Raw genomic sequence first — 16,331 nt, forward strand, 5'->3', positions numbered from 1 at the left:
GCAGATGACGTCAAATCCCGGTTTTGAGGTCATTAGCTGCCCGTTCGCGCGTCGATCGACTGGGGCTTAAGGATCCCTTCGCTCTAGGAGGCCGGAACCACGGCGATGGCGGTCTTGTCCGGGGACTTCACCGGGAGCAGGACCAGCAGGCCGGCGAGCAGCACCACCATGATGCCCAGGATTCCCCAGCGCTGGGCCTCGCCCGGGGCCACCAGGGGAGTGGCAAGCGTGATGCACAGGGTGAACAGCGCGGGAGCCAGGAAGCTGACGGCGCGGCCGGTGGTGGCGTAGAGGCCGAACAGTTCGCCGGACTCGCCGTGGGGTGCCAGCCGGGCCAGGTACGCCCGCGATGAGGACTGGGCAGGCCCCACAAACAGGCACAGGAACAGCCCGAAGACCCAGAAGGTGGTGCTGCCGGCCCACGCCGTGCCAAAGAAGATGTAGTTTTCGTTGCCGAGGACCAGGATCATGGTCCCGGCGGTAAGTAGCCCCACCAAGGAACCCATGATCACGGCCTTGGGCCCCACCCGATCGTCCAGGAACCCACCGATGATGGCGCCCACGGCCGCCACCACGTTCCCGAAGATGGCAAAGAAGATGACCTGTGAGAGTTCGAAGCCAAACGTGCCTGCCGCGATGATCCCGCCGAAGGTGAACACGGCCGCGAGGCCGTCCCGGAACACTGCGCTGGCCAGGAGGAAGTAAATGGTGTGCGGGCTGGTGGCGTAGATTGCCCTGATCCGGCGGATCAGCAGGCCGTAGGAGGCCAGGACGCCCAGGGGTTGGGCCCGCTCCGGCCGCGGCAGTTCCGGGACGGCGAACAGCACCGGCAGGGCAAAGATGAAGAACCACAGGGCGGAGAACACGGCCACGAGCCGGATGTTCAGGCTGTCCTCTGTGGACGCGCCGATCCAGTCGAAGCCCGGCTGCACAAACAGCTGCAGCACAATCAGCAGGGCCACAATGCCGCCCAGGTAGCCCATCCCCCAGCCGAACCCGCTGACCTTGCCGATGTTCTTCGGCGTGGAGATCTGGGCCAGCATGGCGTTGTAGTTGACGCCGGCGAACTCAAAGAACACATTCCCCAGCGCGATCAGGGAAACGCCCAGGAGCAGGAACTCCGGCCGCGGGAACACAAAGAAGCACAGGCCCGTCAGGATGGCGACGGCGGCCGTGTTGACCCCCAGCCACAGTTTGCGGCGCCCGCCGTTGTCCGAGCGCTGCCCGGTCACCGGAGCGAGCAGCGCGATGGCGATCCCCGCAATGGCCAGTGCACCACCAAGAACGGCCGACGCCTGATCCTCGCCGCCGAAGGCATTGGAGGTGAGGTAGACGGTGAACACGAAGGTGGTCATGACCGCGTTGAAGGCCGCAGATCCCCAGTCCCAGGCGGCCCAGGCGAGGACCCGGCCCTTGCCGGCGGCCTGGGTTCCGGACGCGAGTTCCGATGACGGCTGCATGGCCTCGGGAGCACTGGCGGTGTTCATAGGCTGAATCGTATCCGCCCCTGGCGAACATCGCGGTGATGATACGCCGGACACCCGGGAAATTCCAGGGACCCGCGTTCTGGGGCGGGAAAAGTGTCAGTGGTGCCTTGATAAACTGTGGCCACCGAACCTGACGAATGACCGCCTGCCCTAACTTTTTGACAATCGAATCCCTGACGTTGCGGAGATACCAGTGATCACAGTCCTTGCCGTGCATTTTGCGGTTGCTGCCGTGGCGCCGTTTCTCTTCAGGGCCTGGGGCCGCAACGCGTTCTACGCGCTGGCGGCTGTGCCCGCAGCGTCCTTTGTCTGGCTGTTGTTCCAGCACGGCGCCGTGTACTCGGACGCTGGCGCGGTCTCGGAGGTCTTCCCGTGGATTCCCGGGCTGGATCTTGAATTCGCCTTCCGGCTCGACGCCCTTGCCTGGGTGATGTCGCTCCTTGTCCTGGGCATCGGCGCCTTGGTGCTCGTCTATTGCGCCCGGTACTTCAGCCTCAAGGACCAGGATCTCGGCGGCTTCGGCGCCCAGTTCCTCGCCTTCGCGGGAGTGATGTTCGGCCTGGTGATCGCTGACGATCTTCTGCTGATGTTCATCTTCTGGGAACTCACCACCATCCTGTCCTACCTGCTGATCGGCTTCGCCCGCACCAGGCTGGCGGCCCGGCGTTCGGCGCTGCAGGCCCTGATGGTCACCACCGCCGGTGGTCTGGCCATGCTGGTGGGCCTGGTCATGCTTGGCCACAGCGCGGGCACGTACCGGATTTCGGCGATCCTGGCTCAGGCTCCCACGCTGATAAGCGGACCAACCGGTGCAATCGCTGCCGCCGCCGTCGTCCTTATCCTGGTGGGTGCCATCAGCAAGTCGGCGCTGGTTCCCTTCCACTTCTGGCTTCCCGGAGCCATGGCGGCCCCCACCCCGGTGAGCGCGTACCTCCACGCCGCGGCGATGGTGAAGGCCGGGATCTACCTGGTGGCACGGCTTGCCCCGGGATTTTCCGACACCGCCTACTGGCCGTCCATGGTGCTGGGCCTGGGCCTGGCCACCATGCTGGTGGGCGGCTACCGGGCGCTCCGGCAGACCGACATCAAACTCATCCTGGCCTACGGCACCGTCAGCCAGCTGGGGTTCCTGACCATGGTGGTGGGGCTGGGCACTCCCGACGCGGCCCTCGCCGGCCTCGCGATGCTCCTGGCCCACGGACTGTTCAAGGCCACCCTGTTCCTGGTGGTGGGCATCATCGACCATCAGGCCGGGACCCGCGATGTGCGCCAGCTGTCCGGCGTGTTCAGGCAGTCCCGCGCGCTCGGAATGGTGGCCGGTATCGGGGCCGCCTCGATGGCCGGCGTCCCGCTGCTCGCCGGATTTGTGGCCAAGGAATCAGTTCTGGAAGCCTTTGTCCACCACGCTGCCGGCGGCGAGGCCTGGAGCCTGGTGGTGCTCGCCGGCATCGTCCTCGGGTCCATTCTTACGTTCGCCTACAGCGCACGCTTTATGTGGGGAGCGTTCGCGGTGAAGCCCGGGATTGAGCGGACAACGTTCAAGGCGGTCAAGCCTTCCTTCCTGGCTGCCCCGGCCGTCCTCAGCCTCCTCAGCATCGTCTACGGCCTCTGGCCGGCGCCGGTGGACGCCTGGGTCCAGCCCTACGCCGCGCTGTTTGCCTCCACCGCGTCCGACGCCGGCACACCGGCCGAGCAGGCCGGCCACCTTGCGCTGTGGCACGGTTTCACCCCCGCCCTGGGACTGACGGCCCTCACGTTCGCACTGGGCCTGGCGATGTACTTCGGACGGAGCATGGTGGCCCGCGCGCAGTCCCGCGTTCCGGGCTGGATCGACGGCGACCGCATGTACCAGCTCACTATCGGAGCCCTGGACGACACCGCGGTCTGGATCACCGGCCGCACGCAGCGTGGTTCCCTGTACTTCTACCTCGCCGTGATCCTCACCATGGCGTTTGCGCTACCGCTGACCGCCATGGTGCTGGCGGGCAAGCCGCTGCCGGACAACCTGTACTTCATCGATCCCTACTCGCCGCTGCAGCCCGTGGTCGGGGCGGGAATTGTGATCGGCGCGCTGGCCGCGGTCAAGGCCAACAAACGGTTCCTCGCCGTGCTGATGGTGTCCGTCACCGGATACGGGATCGCCCTGATGTTCGCGCTCCAGGGCGCGCCGGACCTGGCCCTCACGCAGATGCTTGTGGAAACCATCATCCTGGTGGCCTTTGTTCTGGCCATGCGCAGCCTGCCCGCAGAACTCCGCGACCGCACCGGCGGCAAGTACCGGGTGGTCCGCGTGATCATCGGGGCGGCGTTCGGCGTCACCATGGTCTTCGCCGCCATCCACGCCATGGGCGCCCGGGTAGCAGTCCCCGTGTCCCTGGAATTCCCGCGCCTTGCCTATGAAGGCGGCGGCGGGCTGAACATCGTCAACGTGACCCTGGTGGACATCCGCGCCTGGGACACGTTCGGTGAAATATCCGTCCTTGCGCTGGCCGCCACAGGTGTTGCCAGCCTCATCTTCGTCCGCGGCCGCGGCGACCGGACCAGGGTCTCTGAAACTGTTGCCGAGGGCAGCGTCGGCCGCCAGGTCGCAGTGGATCCCGGGTCGCGGGAAGCCGCGGCCCTGGCCATCAGCCGCAAATTCGCCGCCTCCGCCCGGGATGCCTGGATTGTGGCGGGGCGCACGCTGGCACCGGAACGGCGTTCCATCATCTTTGAAGTGGTCACCCGGCTGATCTTCCACTCCCTGATCATCTTCTCGCTTTACCTCCTCCTGGCCGGCCACAACCTGCCCGGCGGCGGCTTCGCCGGCGGCCTGACGGCCGGGCTTGCCCTGGCCATCCGCTACCTGGCCGGCGGCAGGTTCGAACTGCGCGAAGCCACTCCCGTCGGCGCCGGAACGCTGCTGGGGATCGGGCTCGCCACTGCGGCGGCGTCCGGTGTGGTGCCGCTGCTGCTGGGCGGCCAAGTATTCCAGTCAGCCATCATCGAACTCTGGCTTCCGGTGTTCGGGGACATCAAGTTCGTTACGTCCACCATCTTCGACATCGGCGTCTACATTGTGGTGATCGGCCTGGTGCTGGACGTCCTGCGCAGCCTGGGCTCCGAGATCGACGAACACTTTGAAGAGCAGAGGACTGCGCCCGCCGAGGACGCGCCAAGTGACGACGCTCCTGCCGCCGCCGGGGTGCAGGCCGACGTGCACGCCGAGGAGCCCGTGGGCGTCCCCGCCGAAACCACCGCGAAGGGCCAAGGATGAGTGTCAACCTGACCCTGCTGACCGTGATGGGTGCCCTGTATGCGTGCGGCATCTACCTGATCCTGGAACGCAGCCTCACCCGCGTGCTGCTGGGGCTGATGCTGCTGGCCAACGCCACCAACCTGCTGATCCTGGCCACCGGCGGCTACGCAGGCCTGGCACCCCTGTACACCAAGGACACCGGCGCGCATGAGTACTCGGACCCGCTTCCGCAGGCCTTGATCCTTACATCGATCGTGATCTCCTTCGCCGTGACGGCCTTTATGCTCGGCATCATCTACCGCACCTGGGTCCTTGCCCGCCAGGACGAGATCCAGGACGACGTCGAGGACCTCCGCGTCGCCGAGACCCCCCGCTTCGACGCCGAGGACGACGCCCCGATCCCGGCCGAAACTTCCGAGTTTCCCCTGACCATGCTGGGCGGTGACGGGAACGCCGTCTCGGACCACCCCACGGCTGCGGACGGCCCGGATGAGGCCAGGGGTTCCGTCACCGCCGGCGCCAAGGAGATTCCTGCCAGGGACGCCGCCGCTGAAGAGCAACCCGGCTCGCAGAACGTAACCCCTGGTCCCGAAGGAGGCGTGAAGTGAACATCGCAAGCTTTGCACCGCTCGCCGTCGTTCTTCCCATCCTCGGTGCCGCCCTGGCCTTCCTGCTGATCCGGCACTCCCGCGCCCAGCGCGCGGTGAGCATCGGCGTGCTGTCCCTGACACTTTTGCTGGAATGCCTGCTGCTGGCCTCCGTGTGGGACGGCGGAACGGCCGCCGTGACCATCGGTGGCTGGCTGCCGCCGTGGGGCATCACCATGGTGGTGGACCAGTTCTCGTCCCTCATGCTCGTGGTGTCGTCGGCTATCAGCCTCGCTGTGTTGGTCTACGCCACCGGGCAGGGCATGGCCGACGGCGACCAGGACGCGCCGGTGTCGATCTTCCACCCCACCTACCTGATCCTGGTGGCCGGGGTGTCCAACGCGTTCCTGTCCGGGGACCTGTTCAACCTGTACGTCGGCTTCGAGATCCTGCTGACGGCAAGCTATGTCCTGATGACACTGGGCGGAACCGGCCCCCGCATCCGCGCCGGCGTCACCTATGTGGTGGTCTCCGTGGTGTCCTCCGTGCTGTTCCTGATCTCCATTGCGATGGTCTACGGTGCCACCGGAACCGTGAACATGGCCGACCTCGCCATCAAGCTCGCGGACCTGGACGAGGGAACCCAGACCCTCCTGCACGTGATGCTGCTGGTGGCATTCGGGATCAAGGCGGCCGTGTTCCCGCTGTCGTTCTGGCTGCCTGACTCCTACCCCACGGCGCCGGCGCCGGTCACCGCCGTGTTCGCCGGCCTGCTGACCAAAGTCGGTGTCTACGCGATGGTGCGCACGGAAACCCTGCTCTTCCCCGGGGACAGCCTGAACACTCCGCTGATGGTGGCGGCGCTGCTGACCATGGTGGTGGGAATCCTGGGCGCCCTGGCCCAGAGCGACATCAAACGTCTGTTGTCCTTCACCCTGGTCAGCCACATCGGCTACATGGTGTTCGGCCTGGCGATGTCCTCGGTGGCCGGGCTGGGCGCCGCCGTGTTCTACGTGGCCCACCACATCACCATCCAGACCAGCCTCTTCCTGGTTACAGGCCTGATCGAGCGCCGCGGCGGCAGCTCCTCCGTGGACCGGCTGGCAGGCCTCGCCAAGCTGTCGCCCATCCTGGCCCTGCTGTTCTTTATCCCGGCCATGAACCTGGCCGGGATCCCGCCGTTCTCCGGTTTCCTCGGGAAAGTGGGGCTCATCCAGGCCGGCATCGACCTGGGCACGCCCCTGGCCTACGCCCTGGTGATCGGCGGCGTGGTTACCAGCCTCCTGACCCTCCTGGCCGTTGCGAGGGTCTGGAACCGCGCCTTCTGGCGCAAGCCCTCGGACGCCGAGCACCCGGACCCCGTCCTGCTGGCCGAGCCGGAGGATTCGGACACCGGCAGCCGGGCAGGCCGCAAGAACGTCACACTGCTGCCCCGCACCATGGTGGGCTCAACCCTGGGCCTGGTGGTCCTGGGCGTGTCACTCACGGTCTTCGCCGGCCCGCTGTTCACAGTCTCGGACCAGGCCGCCCACGAAATGCTGGACAGGTCCGCCTACATCCAGGCCGTGCTGGGCGAGGACACGGAAGTTCCCCCGCTGGCCCTGAAAGACGGTGGGGGCAAATGAGCCGCCGCCGGATTTCCCTCCGCCAGGAACTGCCCCTGCTGGTATGGCTGGTGATTGTCTGGGGCGCCCTGTGGCAGGACTTCAGCCCGGGCAACCTGCTCTTCGGCGCGTTGCTGGCCGTCCTTGTGGCCCGGATGTTCTACCTGCCGCCGGTGGAACTCAGCGGCCGTTTCAACATTCTTCACGCCGTGCCGTTTGCCCTGCGTTTCCTGGGCAGGGTGGCGGCAGCCAGCGTCGAGGTCATGTACCTGGCGGTGGTCCGCGGCCCGCGGGTCATCAGCGCCGTCGTCGCGGTGCCGTTGCGGAGCCACCAGGACCTCATGGTCACCGCCACCGGGCACGTGATTTCGCTGATCCCGGGCTCGCTGGTGGTGGAAGTGGACCGGTCAACGTCCACCCTGTACCTCCACGCGCTCAATGTCAGCAGCCCGGACGAGGTGGAAAGCCTGCGCAAGGAAGTCCGCTCCATCGAAGCGGGCCTGATCAGGATCATGGGCACGCGCGAGGAACTCGAAGCAATCCGGCAGGAGGCCGCAGCATGATGCAGACCGTCCTGGCTGTCACGGCAGTCATTCTTTCGCTGGCAGCGGCAGGAGCCATCATCAGAATCTCCCGTGGACCGTCGCTGCTGGACAGGGTGCTGGCCTCCGACGTCCTGCTCGCGATCCTCGGCGCGGCACTGTGCATCGACATGGCCGTCAACCGGCACCTGAACAACCTGATGCTGCTGGTGGCGCTGTCCGTGGTCGGCTTCATCGGGTCCGTGACCGTTGCCCGCTTCGTGGCCGACCGGCGGGAGCAAGCCAATGAATCCCGAGGCCAGCGTGGTTGATAACGTCATCGATGCCGTGTCGGCGGTGTTCCTGATGGTGGGGGCCCTCATGTCACTCGCCGCCGCCGTGGGCCTGCTCCGCTTTCCGGACCTGCTGAGCCGCATGCACGCTGCCACCAAGCCCCAAGTGCTGGGGCTGTTCCTGCTGCTGGCGGCCATCGGCCTGCAGATGCGCACCTGGTGGGTGTGGCCGGTGCTGCTGGTCGCCTGGATCTTCCAGCTGCTGACGGTGCCGGTTTCCGCCCATATGGTGGGCCGCGCCGGTTACCGGACCAAACACCTTCACCGTGAGCTGCTCAGCTCCGATGAACTCGACGCCGTGGTTCAGAAGGCGGCCCAGTCGGCCCGGGATGAGTCGGCCCGGGAAGAGTCGTCAAGGGATGAAGCGTCCGACGGCGGCCGGCGGGACTGAAGCGTCACGCGCAGCCCCCGGCGTCCCGTGTGAGTTTTTGTCCAGATCATCGGGTATCTCGGCCGGCTTGAGCCGATTATCTGGACAAAAACTCAGGGGATGGTGGTGCGGTCAGACTATGTCCTGGGACTTGGCGAAACGGGTGATGGCCCGCTGCGTGCCGCGGTTGGCGAGCACCTGGATGATGGTGCTGACCGAGGCCGAAATGAGCGCAAACGTCAGGGCCGAGCGCAGGGTGGTGGGAGTGTCTTCGTCCTTGCCGGTGGGGGGCTTCCGGCCGGTGGACTTTTCCCACACCGTATTGACCACCTTGGTGCCGACGAACCCGGCGCCGATGCTGATTGCAGTGCCGAGCAGCTTGATGAACAGGTTCATTCGTTGAACTCCTTGTGAGCGGATCCGGGACTTCCTTTAGCCTAACCCGGCTGCATGGACTCCAGAATCTCCCGCAGGGCTTCCACCACCAGATCGTGGTCCTGCTGCTGGGGCAGGCCCGAGACCGTCACCGTGGCCACCGCACCCACACCGGCGACGTAGACCGGGAAGCAGCCGCCGTGCGGGGCATAGGTGGACTCGTCGAACCAGCCGTGGTCCTCGATCCGGCCGCCATGCAGCCTGCCGCGCAGGCCCACCAGCAGCGACGGGATCTCATACCTGGCGGCGGTGCGCTGCTTGGCCCGGATCCAGTGCTCGTTGTCCGGGGTGGCGCCGTCCAGGGCCACGTGGAACAGGACCTGGTCACCCTTGGTGATGTCGATCGCGATGGGCAGCTTCCGACTCTTGCCCAGCTCCACCAGGAGCAGCCCGAGGTTGAGGGAGTCGTCCTTGCTGAAATGCGGAAACTGCAGCTCGTTGATCTCGGCTTCGACCCGGGCAATCAGGGCCTCAAGCAGCCCCGCCGGCTGGGGCACTGTCGAATCAGGATTGAACGCAGTCACAGTCGGGTTGTTGGCAGTCATGGCCCACAATCTACCCCGCCCGCGGTGTAAACTGGAGCACGCCCATCAGGGCAGATTTATTACGACAGGGGAGCGCCGCCGTCGGACATCACTGGCATTGCCAGGGAACCGCAGGTGGGCGCTGAGAGTGCGGACAGCCGCAGACCCTCGAACCTGATCCGGTTAGTACCGGCGCAAGGGAGTCGAGTTCTCGAAGTGTCCGGAAACGGCGGCAGCGCCGCACTCCGGGGCACTTTCCCCTCCTGTTCCTCAGGAGGACCAAAATGACAACTGCAGCAATCAAAAAGACCGGCAATACCTGGCGTGTTGTGGACATCGTGGTGGCGGCGCTCATCGCCATCACCGGCGGCGTGATCTTCTGGGCCTGGTCCCAGGGCGCCGGCATCGTCTCCGCCCCCATGAACGCCGTTTACCCCCCGCTGACCGGCCTGATCGCCGGCGGCTGGATGATCCCGGCAGTGCTGGGCATGCTCATCATCCGCAAACCCGGTGCGGCGATCTTCTGCGAAACTGTGGCCGCCACCGGCGAACTCATCATGGGCTCGCAGTACGGCGCCACGGTGCTGATCTCCGGACTCCTCCAGGGCCTGGGCGCCGAGCTGGTGTTCTTCCTGCTGGTGTACGGCAACTTCCGGTTCAAGTCCTTCCTGCACCAGAAGTACAACCTCATCGCCGCGCTGTTGGCCGGTGCCGGCGCGGGCCTGTTCTGCGGCCTCAATGACTCGTTCCTGCCGTGGGGCTGGAACATCGCCTACGAGCCCGGCGACAAGCTCGCGTACATCGTGTTCTGCACCATCTCCGGCGCGGTGATTGCGGGCGCGCTGTCCTGGATCGCCACCCGCGGCCTGGCCCGGACCGGTGTGCTGAGCTCGTTCGCATCCCGGAAGGCAGCGTCGGAGCCCGTCTTCAACTGATGACCGCTTCCGACGCCGGCGCTTCCGGAGTGCGCCCCGCCGCGGTGTCCGCCCGTGGCTGGGGCTGGCGGCATGCGGGACGTTCCGCGCCCGCGGTCCAGGGGCTCGACCTCGACATCGCTCCCGGCGAGCGGGTGCTGCTGCTGGGCCCATCGGGCGCAGGCAAGTCAACACTGCTGCACGCGCTCGCAGGGGTGCTGGGGGATGAAGGGGACGACGCCGACGAAACCGGTTCGCTGCTGATCGACGGTGTGGTGCCGCGCGGGCAGCGCGGCCGCTCGGGCCTGATGCAGCAGGATCCGGAAACGCAAGTGGTGCTTTCGCGCCTGGGCGACGACGTCGCCTTCGGGGCCGAGAACCTCGCCGTGCCGCGGGACGAGATCTGGCGGCGCGTCCATGAAGCGCTCGACGACGTCGGGCTGCGGAGTGCCGGCCCTGGTCCCGGCGGGCTCCCGCTGGACCACCCGACGTCGGCCCTGTCCGGCGGGCAGAAGCAGCGCCTGGCGCTGGCCGGGATCCTCGCGATGCGGCCCGGGCTGATCCTGCTGGATGAGCCCACAGCGAACCTTGATCCCGCCGGCGTGCTGGAAGTCCGGGACGCCGTGGGCCGCTGCCTGGACAAAACCGGCGCCACCCTGGTTGTGGTGGAACACCGCGTGTCCGTCTGGAAGGACCTGGTGGACCGGATTGTGGTGCTGCAGCCGGGCTCGGCAGCGGGCTCCACAGGAGGTTCCGCCGCATCGTCCGCAGTCCTGCTGGACGGGCCGCCGGACCAGGTGCTCGCGGAGGCGCGGGACATGCTGATCGGCGCGGGCGTCTGGGTGCCGGGGTACGTGCCGGCAACCCGCCGCCGCGTGTCCGCAGGCTCCGGTGACCTGCTGCTGGCCGCCGAGGACCTGGCCGTCTCCCGCGAGCGTCCGCGGCGCCGCGGCTTCCGGACCATCCCGCCGGTACCGGTGCAGCACGGCATCGCGGCCCAGGTCCGTTCCGGCCACGCACTCACCGTCACAGGACCCAACGGCGCCGGAAAGTCAACGTTCGCACTGACCCTCGCCGGTCTGCTGGCGCCGGTGGCGGGGAAGGTGTCCGCCGCCGTCGAGCTTTCCGAAGGCGCCGGGATTGACCCCTTCAAATGGAAAGCCAACCAGCTGATTTCCCGCATCGGAACCGTCTTCCAGGAACCCGAGCACCAGTTCGTTACCGGCCGCGTGCTGGACGAACTGATGTTCGGCCCGCGGCACCTGGGCCATGGCGAGGAGCGGGTTGATGAGCTGCTGGAACGGCTGCGCCTGACGCACCTGGTGGACGCCAATCCGTACACGCTCTCGGGAGGCGAAAAGCGGCGCCTCTCGGTGGCCACTGTCCTCGCGGCCCACCCTCGTGTGCTGGTCCTCGACGAGCCGACGTTCGGCCAGGATGCCAACACCTGGGCTGAGCTCGCATCGTTCCTCTCAGAACTGCTCGACGCCGGGACCTCCGTGGTTTCCGTGACCCACGACCAGGAGTTCAGCGCCGTCCTGGGCGGGGCCGAACTGCGGCTTGGACCGGCCTCACGCGGCGGCGCACGCCAGGAAGCGGGTGCGGCATGAGGGATGCCCTGACCCTCCGCAGCAACCACGCGCTGCTGACGCGCGCCAACCCGCTGGCCAAGTTCGCCGTCGTCTTCCTCATCACCCTGGTGCTGGCGCTCTCCATCGACTGGGTGTCTGCTTCGGTGGCGCTTGGGGCCGAGCTCGTGATCTTCCCGCTGGCGGGCCTCACCCTGCGCCTGCTGTGGCAGCGCGGCTGGCCGCTCATCATCGCGGCAGCCCTGGGCGGCTGGAGCACGGCGATCGTCGCGGCGGACGGCGGCGCTGTACTGCTCGACGTCGGGATCTGGTCGATCAGCGAAGGTTCCCTCCAGCTGGGAATCGGTTTTATGCTGCGCGGCCTCGCGATTGCCCTGCCGGCGATCCTGCTGATGACCTGCACGGACCCCACCGACCTTGCCGATGCGCTGGCCCAGAAGGCCCGGCTGCCGCACCGTTTTGTCCTCGGCACGCTGGCCGCGATGCGGCTGGTGGGACTTATGGCCGAGGAATGGCAGACCATCGGCATGGCGCGGCGGGCCCGCGGCGTGGGCTCGCAGGGCAGCCCGCTGCAACGGCTGCGGGCCACGCTCGGGCAGAGCTTCGGGCTCCTGGTCCAGGCCATCCGCCGTGCGTCCCGGCTGGCCATCACCATGGAAGCGCGCGGTTTTGGCACCGGCCTGCGGACATGGGCCCGGGAATCCACCTATTCGCCGTTGGACGCCTGGGTGCTGGCGGGCGGTGTGCTGATCGCGGCGGCTGCTGTGGTTGCCGCGGCCGGGATGGGGACCTGGAACTTCGTCTGGCGCTAGTCCGGGCGGGCCATGCTTCTGGATTCGGGCTACGGCGCGCTTTGCCTGCTAAATGCACGAGTGATCGTAGTCGAAGCCCCTGGAGACGAACTGGGTCAGGGTGACTGTGCCGCCGGGGGTTAACGGCGCATTCGAGCAGTTGGCGGTGGCTCCGAAGGCAGTGCGGGCGCCTGCCAGCCAGCTGGGCAGGGCATAAAGGTTGCTGGAGCTGCTGACGGTGCCCACGATCTGTACCCATTGATAGGCCGAGGAGTAGATGCCGACGTCGGCGCCGATGCTGTGAAAAAAGTCGGTCATACCTTCTAGGACGGCACGGTTGGCATTCTTGTCGAGGGACCAGCTGTTGCCTGTTTCAACATCGAGCCACCACAGGTAGTCCGAGGGGCTGCTGATGCCGCGGATGTAGGCGTCGTCGTATGCCTTGGCGTAGCCGTACATGTATGCGCACACCGGGCCAACGTCCTTGTCCTTGCAGGTGCCGTAGGGGTTGTCTACAGCGTGGGCAGCGGGGTAGTTGTTACTGGTCGGCCACCAGGAGCCAGCGTGCCCCGGGTTGGCGGTGTTGACGTAAAGGGCCACGGACGGCTGATCGGTCGGGTTCACCGTGATGGCTTTGGCCCAGCGGAGAAGTTCGGCGAGGCAGGGGTTAGTGGTGCTGGCCAGGCCATTGTTGACGCCCACGATCCCGAAAGCTGGAGCGGCGGGAAGCGCCTTGTCGCACTGAGGCCACGAGATATCGTTACCCAATGCTTGCTCGGCGCCCTCGCCCGGTGAAGGGGCGGCCACGGACGCCGGCGCCACGACAATCCCGCAAAGGGCCATGAGCAGGCACAAGATGGCACACGCTAAAGCACGGGATGCTGTGGCCGCATTCCCGTACATGGCAGGCCTCCTGCAGGGCATTCTTCCGTTGATCGGGTGAACCGGATGTCTCAGTCTCCCGCTGAGCGAGTGGCGGGTCAAGGACAAGCATTAAGGAGCCTCTATCTCATGAATCGGGTATTTCATGGAATCTCAGTCCATCCTTCCGCTGCGCGTGCCATGGAATAGCTCATCTGTGATATTTTTTATCTATGATTCAGGAAACTGCCGAGCACGTCGCCGCCACACTCAGGGACGCCCGGGCCGAGAAGGGCTGGACCCAAGGTCAGCTCGCGTCAGCGCTGGGAACCAGCCAAAGCGCCGTCGCCCGGATGGAGCAGGGCAAGCAGAACCTGAGCCTGAAGATGATCCAGCGGCTCGAAACCATTCTCGACCGCAGCATCGTCAAAGTGGGCAAACCGCAGATGACGCACCTGCGGATCGAAGGCGGCCGCACGCTTTCCGGGGCGGTGGATGTCAACAGCAGCAAAAACGCCGGTGTGGCGCTGCTGTGCGCCAGCCTGATCAACCGCGGCACCACCGTCCTGCGCCGCCTCGCCCGGATCGAAGAGGTCAACCGGATCGTGGAGGTCCTGACCAGCATCGGTGTCGAGTGCACGTGGCTTAACGACACCGATCTCCAGCTCCGCCGCCCCGCCGTCCTGGACCTCAGGGCCATGGATGTTGACGCGGCGCGCCGCACCCGCAGCGTGATCATGCTCCTGGGCCCGCTTCTTGACGAAGCCGCGGAATACCGCCTGCCGTATGCCGGAGGTTGCGATCTGGGCACCCGCACCGTGGAGCCGCACATGCAGGCTTTGCGCCAGTTCGGGCTCTCCGTGGAGGCGACTGCCGGTTTCTACGCCGTGCAGGCTCCACCGCCGGACACCCACGACCGGTCCTTTGTGCTGACGGAGCGCGGGGATACTGTCACCGAGAACGCCATCATGGCAGCGGCGCACCGCCGCGGCACCACCGTTATCCGTAACGCCAGCCCCAACTACATGGTCCAGGACCTCTGCTTCTACCTCGAGATGTTGGGCGTGCGCATCGACGGCGTGGGCACCACCACACTGAAGATCACCGGGCAGCCGCTGATCGACGTCGACATTGAGTATTTCCCGTCCGAGGACCCCATCGAGGCCATGAGCCTCATCACCGCCGGGATCGTCACCAACTCAGAGGTGACCATCCGCCGCGTGCCCATCGAGTTCATGGAAATCGAGCTGGCCACGCTGGAACAGATGGGCCAGAAGCTGGAGATTTCCGGCGAGTACGTGGCGCGCAACGGACGCACCCGGCTGGTGGATGTGACCACCAAACCGTCCGAGCTGCGGGCGCCGGAGGACAAGATCCACCCCATGCCGTTCCCGGGCCTGAACATCGACAACTTGCCGTTCTTCGCGGTCATCGCCGCCAACGCCCACGGCCAGACCATGATCCACGACTGGGTCTATGAGAACCGGGCCATCTACCTCACTGAACTCAACCGGCTCGGCGCCCAGGTGCAGCTGCTGGACCCGCACCGGATCTACGTCAAGGGCCCCACGAAGTGGCGGGCCGCCGAGGTGGGCTGCCCGCCGGCACTCCGCCCTGCCGCCTGCCTGCTGCTGGCCATGCTCGCGGCGCGGGGTGTTTCGGAGCTGCGGAATATCTACGTGATCGAGCGCGGCTACGAAGACCTGGCCGAGCGGCTCAACACCATCGGCGCCAAGGTGGAGTACTTCCAGGACTAGCGCTCGCAGAATCCGCCGACCCCGCGGGCTGCCGCGGGCCGGCCCGTTGCAGCACAATATAACCATGCGTACATTCGGCGTCGAGGAAGAACTCCTGATCGTTGATCCGGACACGGGGGAGCCGCTTGCCCTCGCGGATGCGATGTTGTCCGGCCGCCGGATGGCAGCCGACGACGCCCCGGAACGTCCCTATGCGCTGGCAGCCAAGGAAAAAACCGCTCACGACGACTGGACTGGCCTGACTGCCGAGCTGAAGCTCGAGCAGATCGAGACCCAGACCCGTCCCTGCCTCGAGTACGCAGAACTGCTGCAGCAGATCCGGGCCGGCCGGCTGCTGGCGGACCAGGCGGCCACCAAGAACGGTGCAAGGGTCGCCGCGCTGGCCACTTCTCCGTTCGGCCTTGCGAGCCACACCACTCCGGACGCCCGCTATGCCCGGATGCTGGAACGTTTCGGCCTGACCGCGCAGGAGCAGCTGACCTGCGGCTTCCACGTCCACACGTTCATCGAATCCAAGGACGAGGGCGTGGCCGTGCTGGACAGGATCCGGGACAAGCTGGCAGTGCTCACGGCATTGAGCGCAAATTCGCCGTTCTGGAACGGGATGCCCACAGGATTCGAGAGCTACCGAACCCAGGCCTGGAACCGCTGGCCTATGTCCGGTCCTTCGGCTATTTTCAGCACGTACTCCGCATATCGGAGGGTGGTCACGCGTCTGCTGGACAGCGGCGTCCTGCTGGATGAAGGCATGATCTACTTTGACGCCCGACTGTCCCGGAACCACCCCACGGTTGAGGTCCGGGTGGCCGACGTCTGCCTGCGCGCCGAGGACGCTGCCCTGATCGCGGTGCTGGTGCGGGCCTTGGTCGAATCGGCCAGCCGTGAGTGGCGCGACGGCGTGGAGCCGGCCCCGGTGCCCACGGTGCTGCTGCGGATGGCGGCATGGCAGGCGAGCAGCAGCGGCCTGAACGGTGAGTTGCTGGATTTTGGCACGTTCAGGCCGGCGCCGGCCGTCGACGTGGTGCGATCCTTGGTGGACTATCTGGCTCCGGTCCTCGCCGAGCAGAACGAGCTTTCCCTGGCCCGGCAGGGCATCGAGGACATCATTGCCCGCGGCACCGGCTCCACCGAACAGCGCAGGGTGCGGGACGCGGTGATGGAAGAATCGGCGCCCGACGACGGCGGGCTGGGGGCCGTGGTTGCCCACGCCGTGCGTGTCACGATGCGCGGCACCTCCGGGTTGCGTGAGGCGGACGAGGTCCCGGAGCTGCTGCGCGTGCGCCTGTCCTGACTTCTTCCT

15 protein-coding genes and 1 riboswitch are annotated in these 16,331 nt (G+C 66.6%); of the genes, 11 read left to right on the forward strand and 4 right to left on the reverse strand.

The genetic code is table 11. The features are described 5' to 3' along the window. Positions 1-83 precede the first annotated feature (83 nt). A complete protein-coding gene (locus NFC73_RS12840; protein WP_254750772.1) occupies positions 84-1,487 on the reverse strand; it encodes an MFS transporter in 1,404 nt (467 codons plus the stop codon). Positions 1,488-1,680: 193 nt separating this feature from the next. Here NFC73_RS12840 and NFC73_RS12845 point away from each other — a divergent pair, with 193 nt between their 5' ends. From NFC73_RS12845 to mnhG, 6 genes are read left to right on the forward strand one after another with little or no spacing between them, the layout of a single operon-like run. Beyond that, positions 1,681-4,743, forward strand: a complete 3,063-nt coding sequence (locus NFC73_RS12845; protein WP_254750774.1) for a Na+/H+ antiporter subunit A — start codon at positions 1,681-1,683, stop codon at positions 4,741-4,743. After that, entirely contained in the window at positions 4,740-5,333 is a 594-nt protein-coding gene (locus tag NFC73_RS12850; protein WP_254750776.1) for a Na(+)/H(+) antiporter subunit C, read from the forward strand. The genes NFC73_RS12845 and NFC73_RS12850 overlap by 4 nt, the downstream gene beginning before the upstream one ends. Then, positions 5,330-6,937 carry a Na+/H+ antiporter subunit D gene (locus NFC73_RS12855; RefSeq protein WP_254750778.1) on the forward strand — a complete coding sequence of 536 codons (1,608 nt, stop codon included), beginning with the start codon at positions 5,330-5,332 and terminating at the stop codon, positions 6,935-6,937. The genes NFC73_RS12850 and NFC73_RS12855 overlap by 4 nt, the downstream gene beginning before the upstream one ends. Next, positions 6,934-7,479, forward strand: coding sequence for a Na+/H+ antiporter subunit E (locus NFC73_RS12860; protein WP_254750780.1), 546 nt, complete (start codon positions 6,934-6,936; stop codon positions 7,477-7,479). Before NFC73_RS12855 ends, NFC73_RS12860 begins: the two co-directional genes overlap by 4 nt. Beyond that, positions 7,476-7,769 (forward strand): MrpF/PhaF family protein, encoded by a 294-nt coding sequence (locus tag NFC73_RS12865; protein ID WP_254750782.1) that lies wholly within the window; start codon positions 7,476-7,478, stop codon positions 7,767-7,769. Before NFC73_RS12860 ends, NFC73_RS12865 begins: the two co-directional genes overlap by 4 nt. After that, positions 7,744-8,181: a monovalent cation/H(+) antiporter subunit G gene (gene mnhG / locus NFC73_RS12870; protein WP_254750784.1), complete on the forward strand. Its 438-nt coding sequence runs from the start codon at positions 7,744-7,746 to the stop codon at positions 8,179-8,181. The genes NFC73_RS12865 and mnhG overlap by 26 nt, the downstream gene beginning before the upstream one ends. A 111-nt stretch (positions 8,182-8,292) precedes the next feature. Here the strand turns inward: mnhG and NFC73_RS12875 are convergent, their stop codons facing one another. Further along, the gene (locus tag NFC73_RS12875) at positions 8,293-8,556 is read right to left on the reverse strand and encodes a DUF4235 domain-containing protein (RefSeq protein WP_104063261.1); all 264 of its coding nucleotides are present in this window, start codon (positions 8,554-8,556) and stop codon (positions 8,293-8,295) included. 41 nt (positions 8,557-8,597) lie between these two features. Then, the gene (locus NFC73_RS12880) at positions 8,598-9,140 is read right to left on the reverse strand and encodes a heme-degrading domain-containing protein (protein ID WP_254750786.1); all 543 of its coding nucleotides are present in this window, start codon (positions 9,138-9,140) and stop codon (positions 8,598-8,600) included. A gap of 56 nt (positions 9,141-9,196) precedes the next feature. Continuing rightward, a riboswitch (TPP riboswitch) is annotated at positions 9,197-9,338 on the forward strand. A 65-nt stretch (positions 9,339-9,403) separates the two neighbouring features. Here NFC73_RS12880 and NFC73_RS12885 point away from each other — a divergent pair. Genes NFC73_RS12885 through NFC73_RS12895 form a run of 3 tightly spaced genes read left to right on the forward strand, consistent with a single transcriptional unit; the run spans position 9,404 to position 12,434 of the window. Further along, entirely contained in the window at positions 9,404-10,054 is a 651-nt protein-coding gene (locus NFC73_RS12885) for an ECF transporter S component (RefSeq protein WP_254750787.1), read from the forward strand. Beyond that, positions 10,054-11,643 carry an ABC transporter ATP-binding protein gene (locus NFC73_RS12890; protein WP_254750788.1) on the forward strand — a complete coding sequence of 530 codons (1,590 nt, stop codon included), beginning with the start codon at positions 10,054-10,056 and terminating at the stop codon, positions 11,641-11,643. The genes NFC73_RS12885 and NFC73_RS12890 overlap by 1 nt, the downstream gene beginning before the upstream one ends. Then, on the forward strand, positions 11,640-12,434 hold the full coding sequence (locus NFC73_RS12895; RefSeq protein WP_254750789.1) for an energy-coupling factor transporter transmembrane component T family protein: 795 nt from the start codon (positions 11,640-11,642) through the stop codon (positions 12,432-12,434). The genes NFC73_RS12890 and NFC73_RS12895 overlap by 4 nt, the downstream gene beginning before the upstream one ends. Before the next feature lie 48 nt (positions 12,435-12,482). Here NFC73_RS12895 and NFC73_RS12900 read toward each other — a convergent pair whose 3' ends face one another. Beyond that, entirely contained in the window at positions 12,483-13,316 is an 834-nt protein-coding gene (locus NFC73_RS12900; RefSeq protein ID WP_254750790.1) for a glycoside hydrolase family 25 domain-containing protein, read from the reverse strand. A gap of 191 nt (positions 13,317-13,507) precedes the next feature. Between NFC73_RS12900 and NFC73_RS12905 the strand changes: the two genes are divergently transcribed. Both NFC73_RS12905 and NFC73_RS12910 read left to right on the forward strand, forming a co-directional pair. After that, entirely contained in the window at positions 13,508-15,031 is a 1,524-nt protein-coding gene (locus NFC73_RS12905) for a UDP-N-acetylglucosamine 1-carboxyvinyltransferase (protein ID WP_254750791.1), read from the forward strand. Between the two features lie 64 nt (positions 15,032-15,095). After that, the gene (locus tag NFC73_RS12910; RefSeq protein WP_254750792.1) at positions 15,096-16,322 is read left to right on the forward strand and encodes a glutamate--cysteine ligase 2; all 1,227 of its coding nucleotides are present in this window, start codon (positions 15,096-15,098) and stop codon (positions 16,320-16,322) included. Positions 16,323-16,331: the final 9 nt, after the last annotated feature.

The sequence above is a fragment of the Pseudarthrobacter humi genome, assembly GCF_024294965.1.
GTDB classification, from domain to species: domain Bacteria; phylum Actinomycetota; class Actinomycetes; order Actinomycetales; family Micrococcaceae; genus Arthrobacter; species Arthrobacter humi.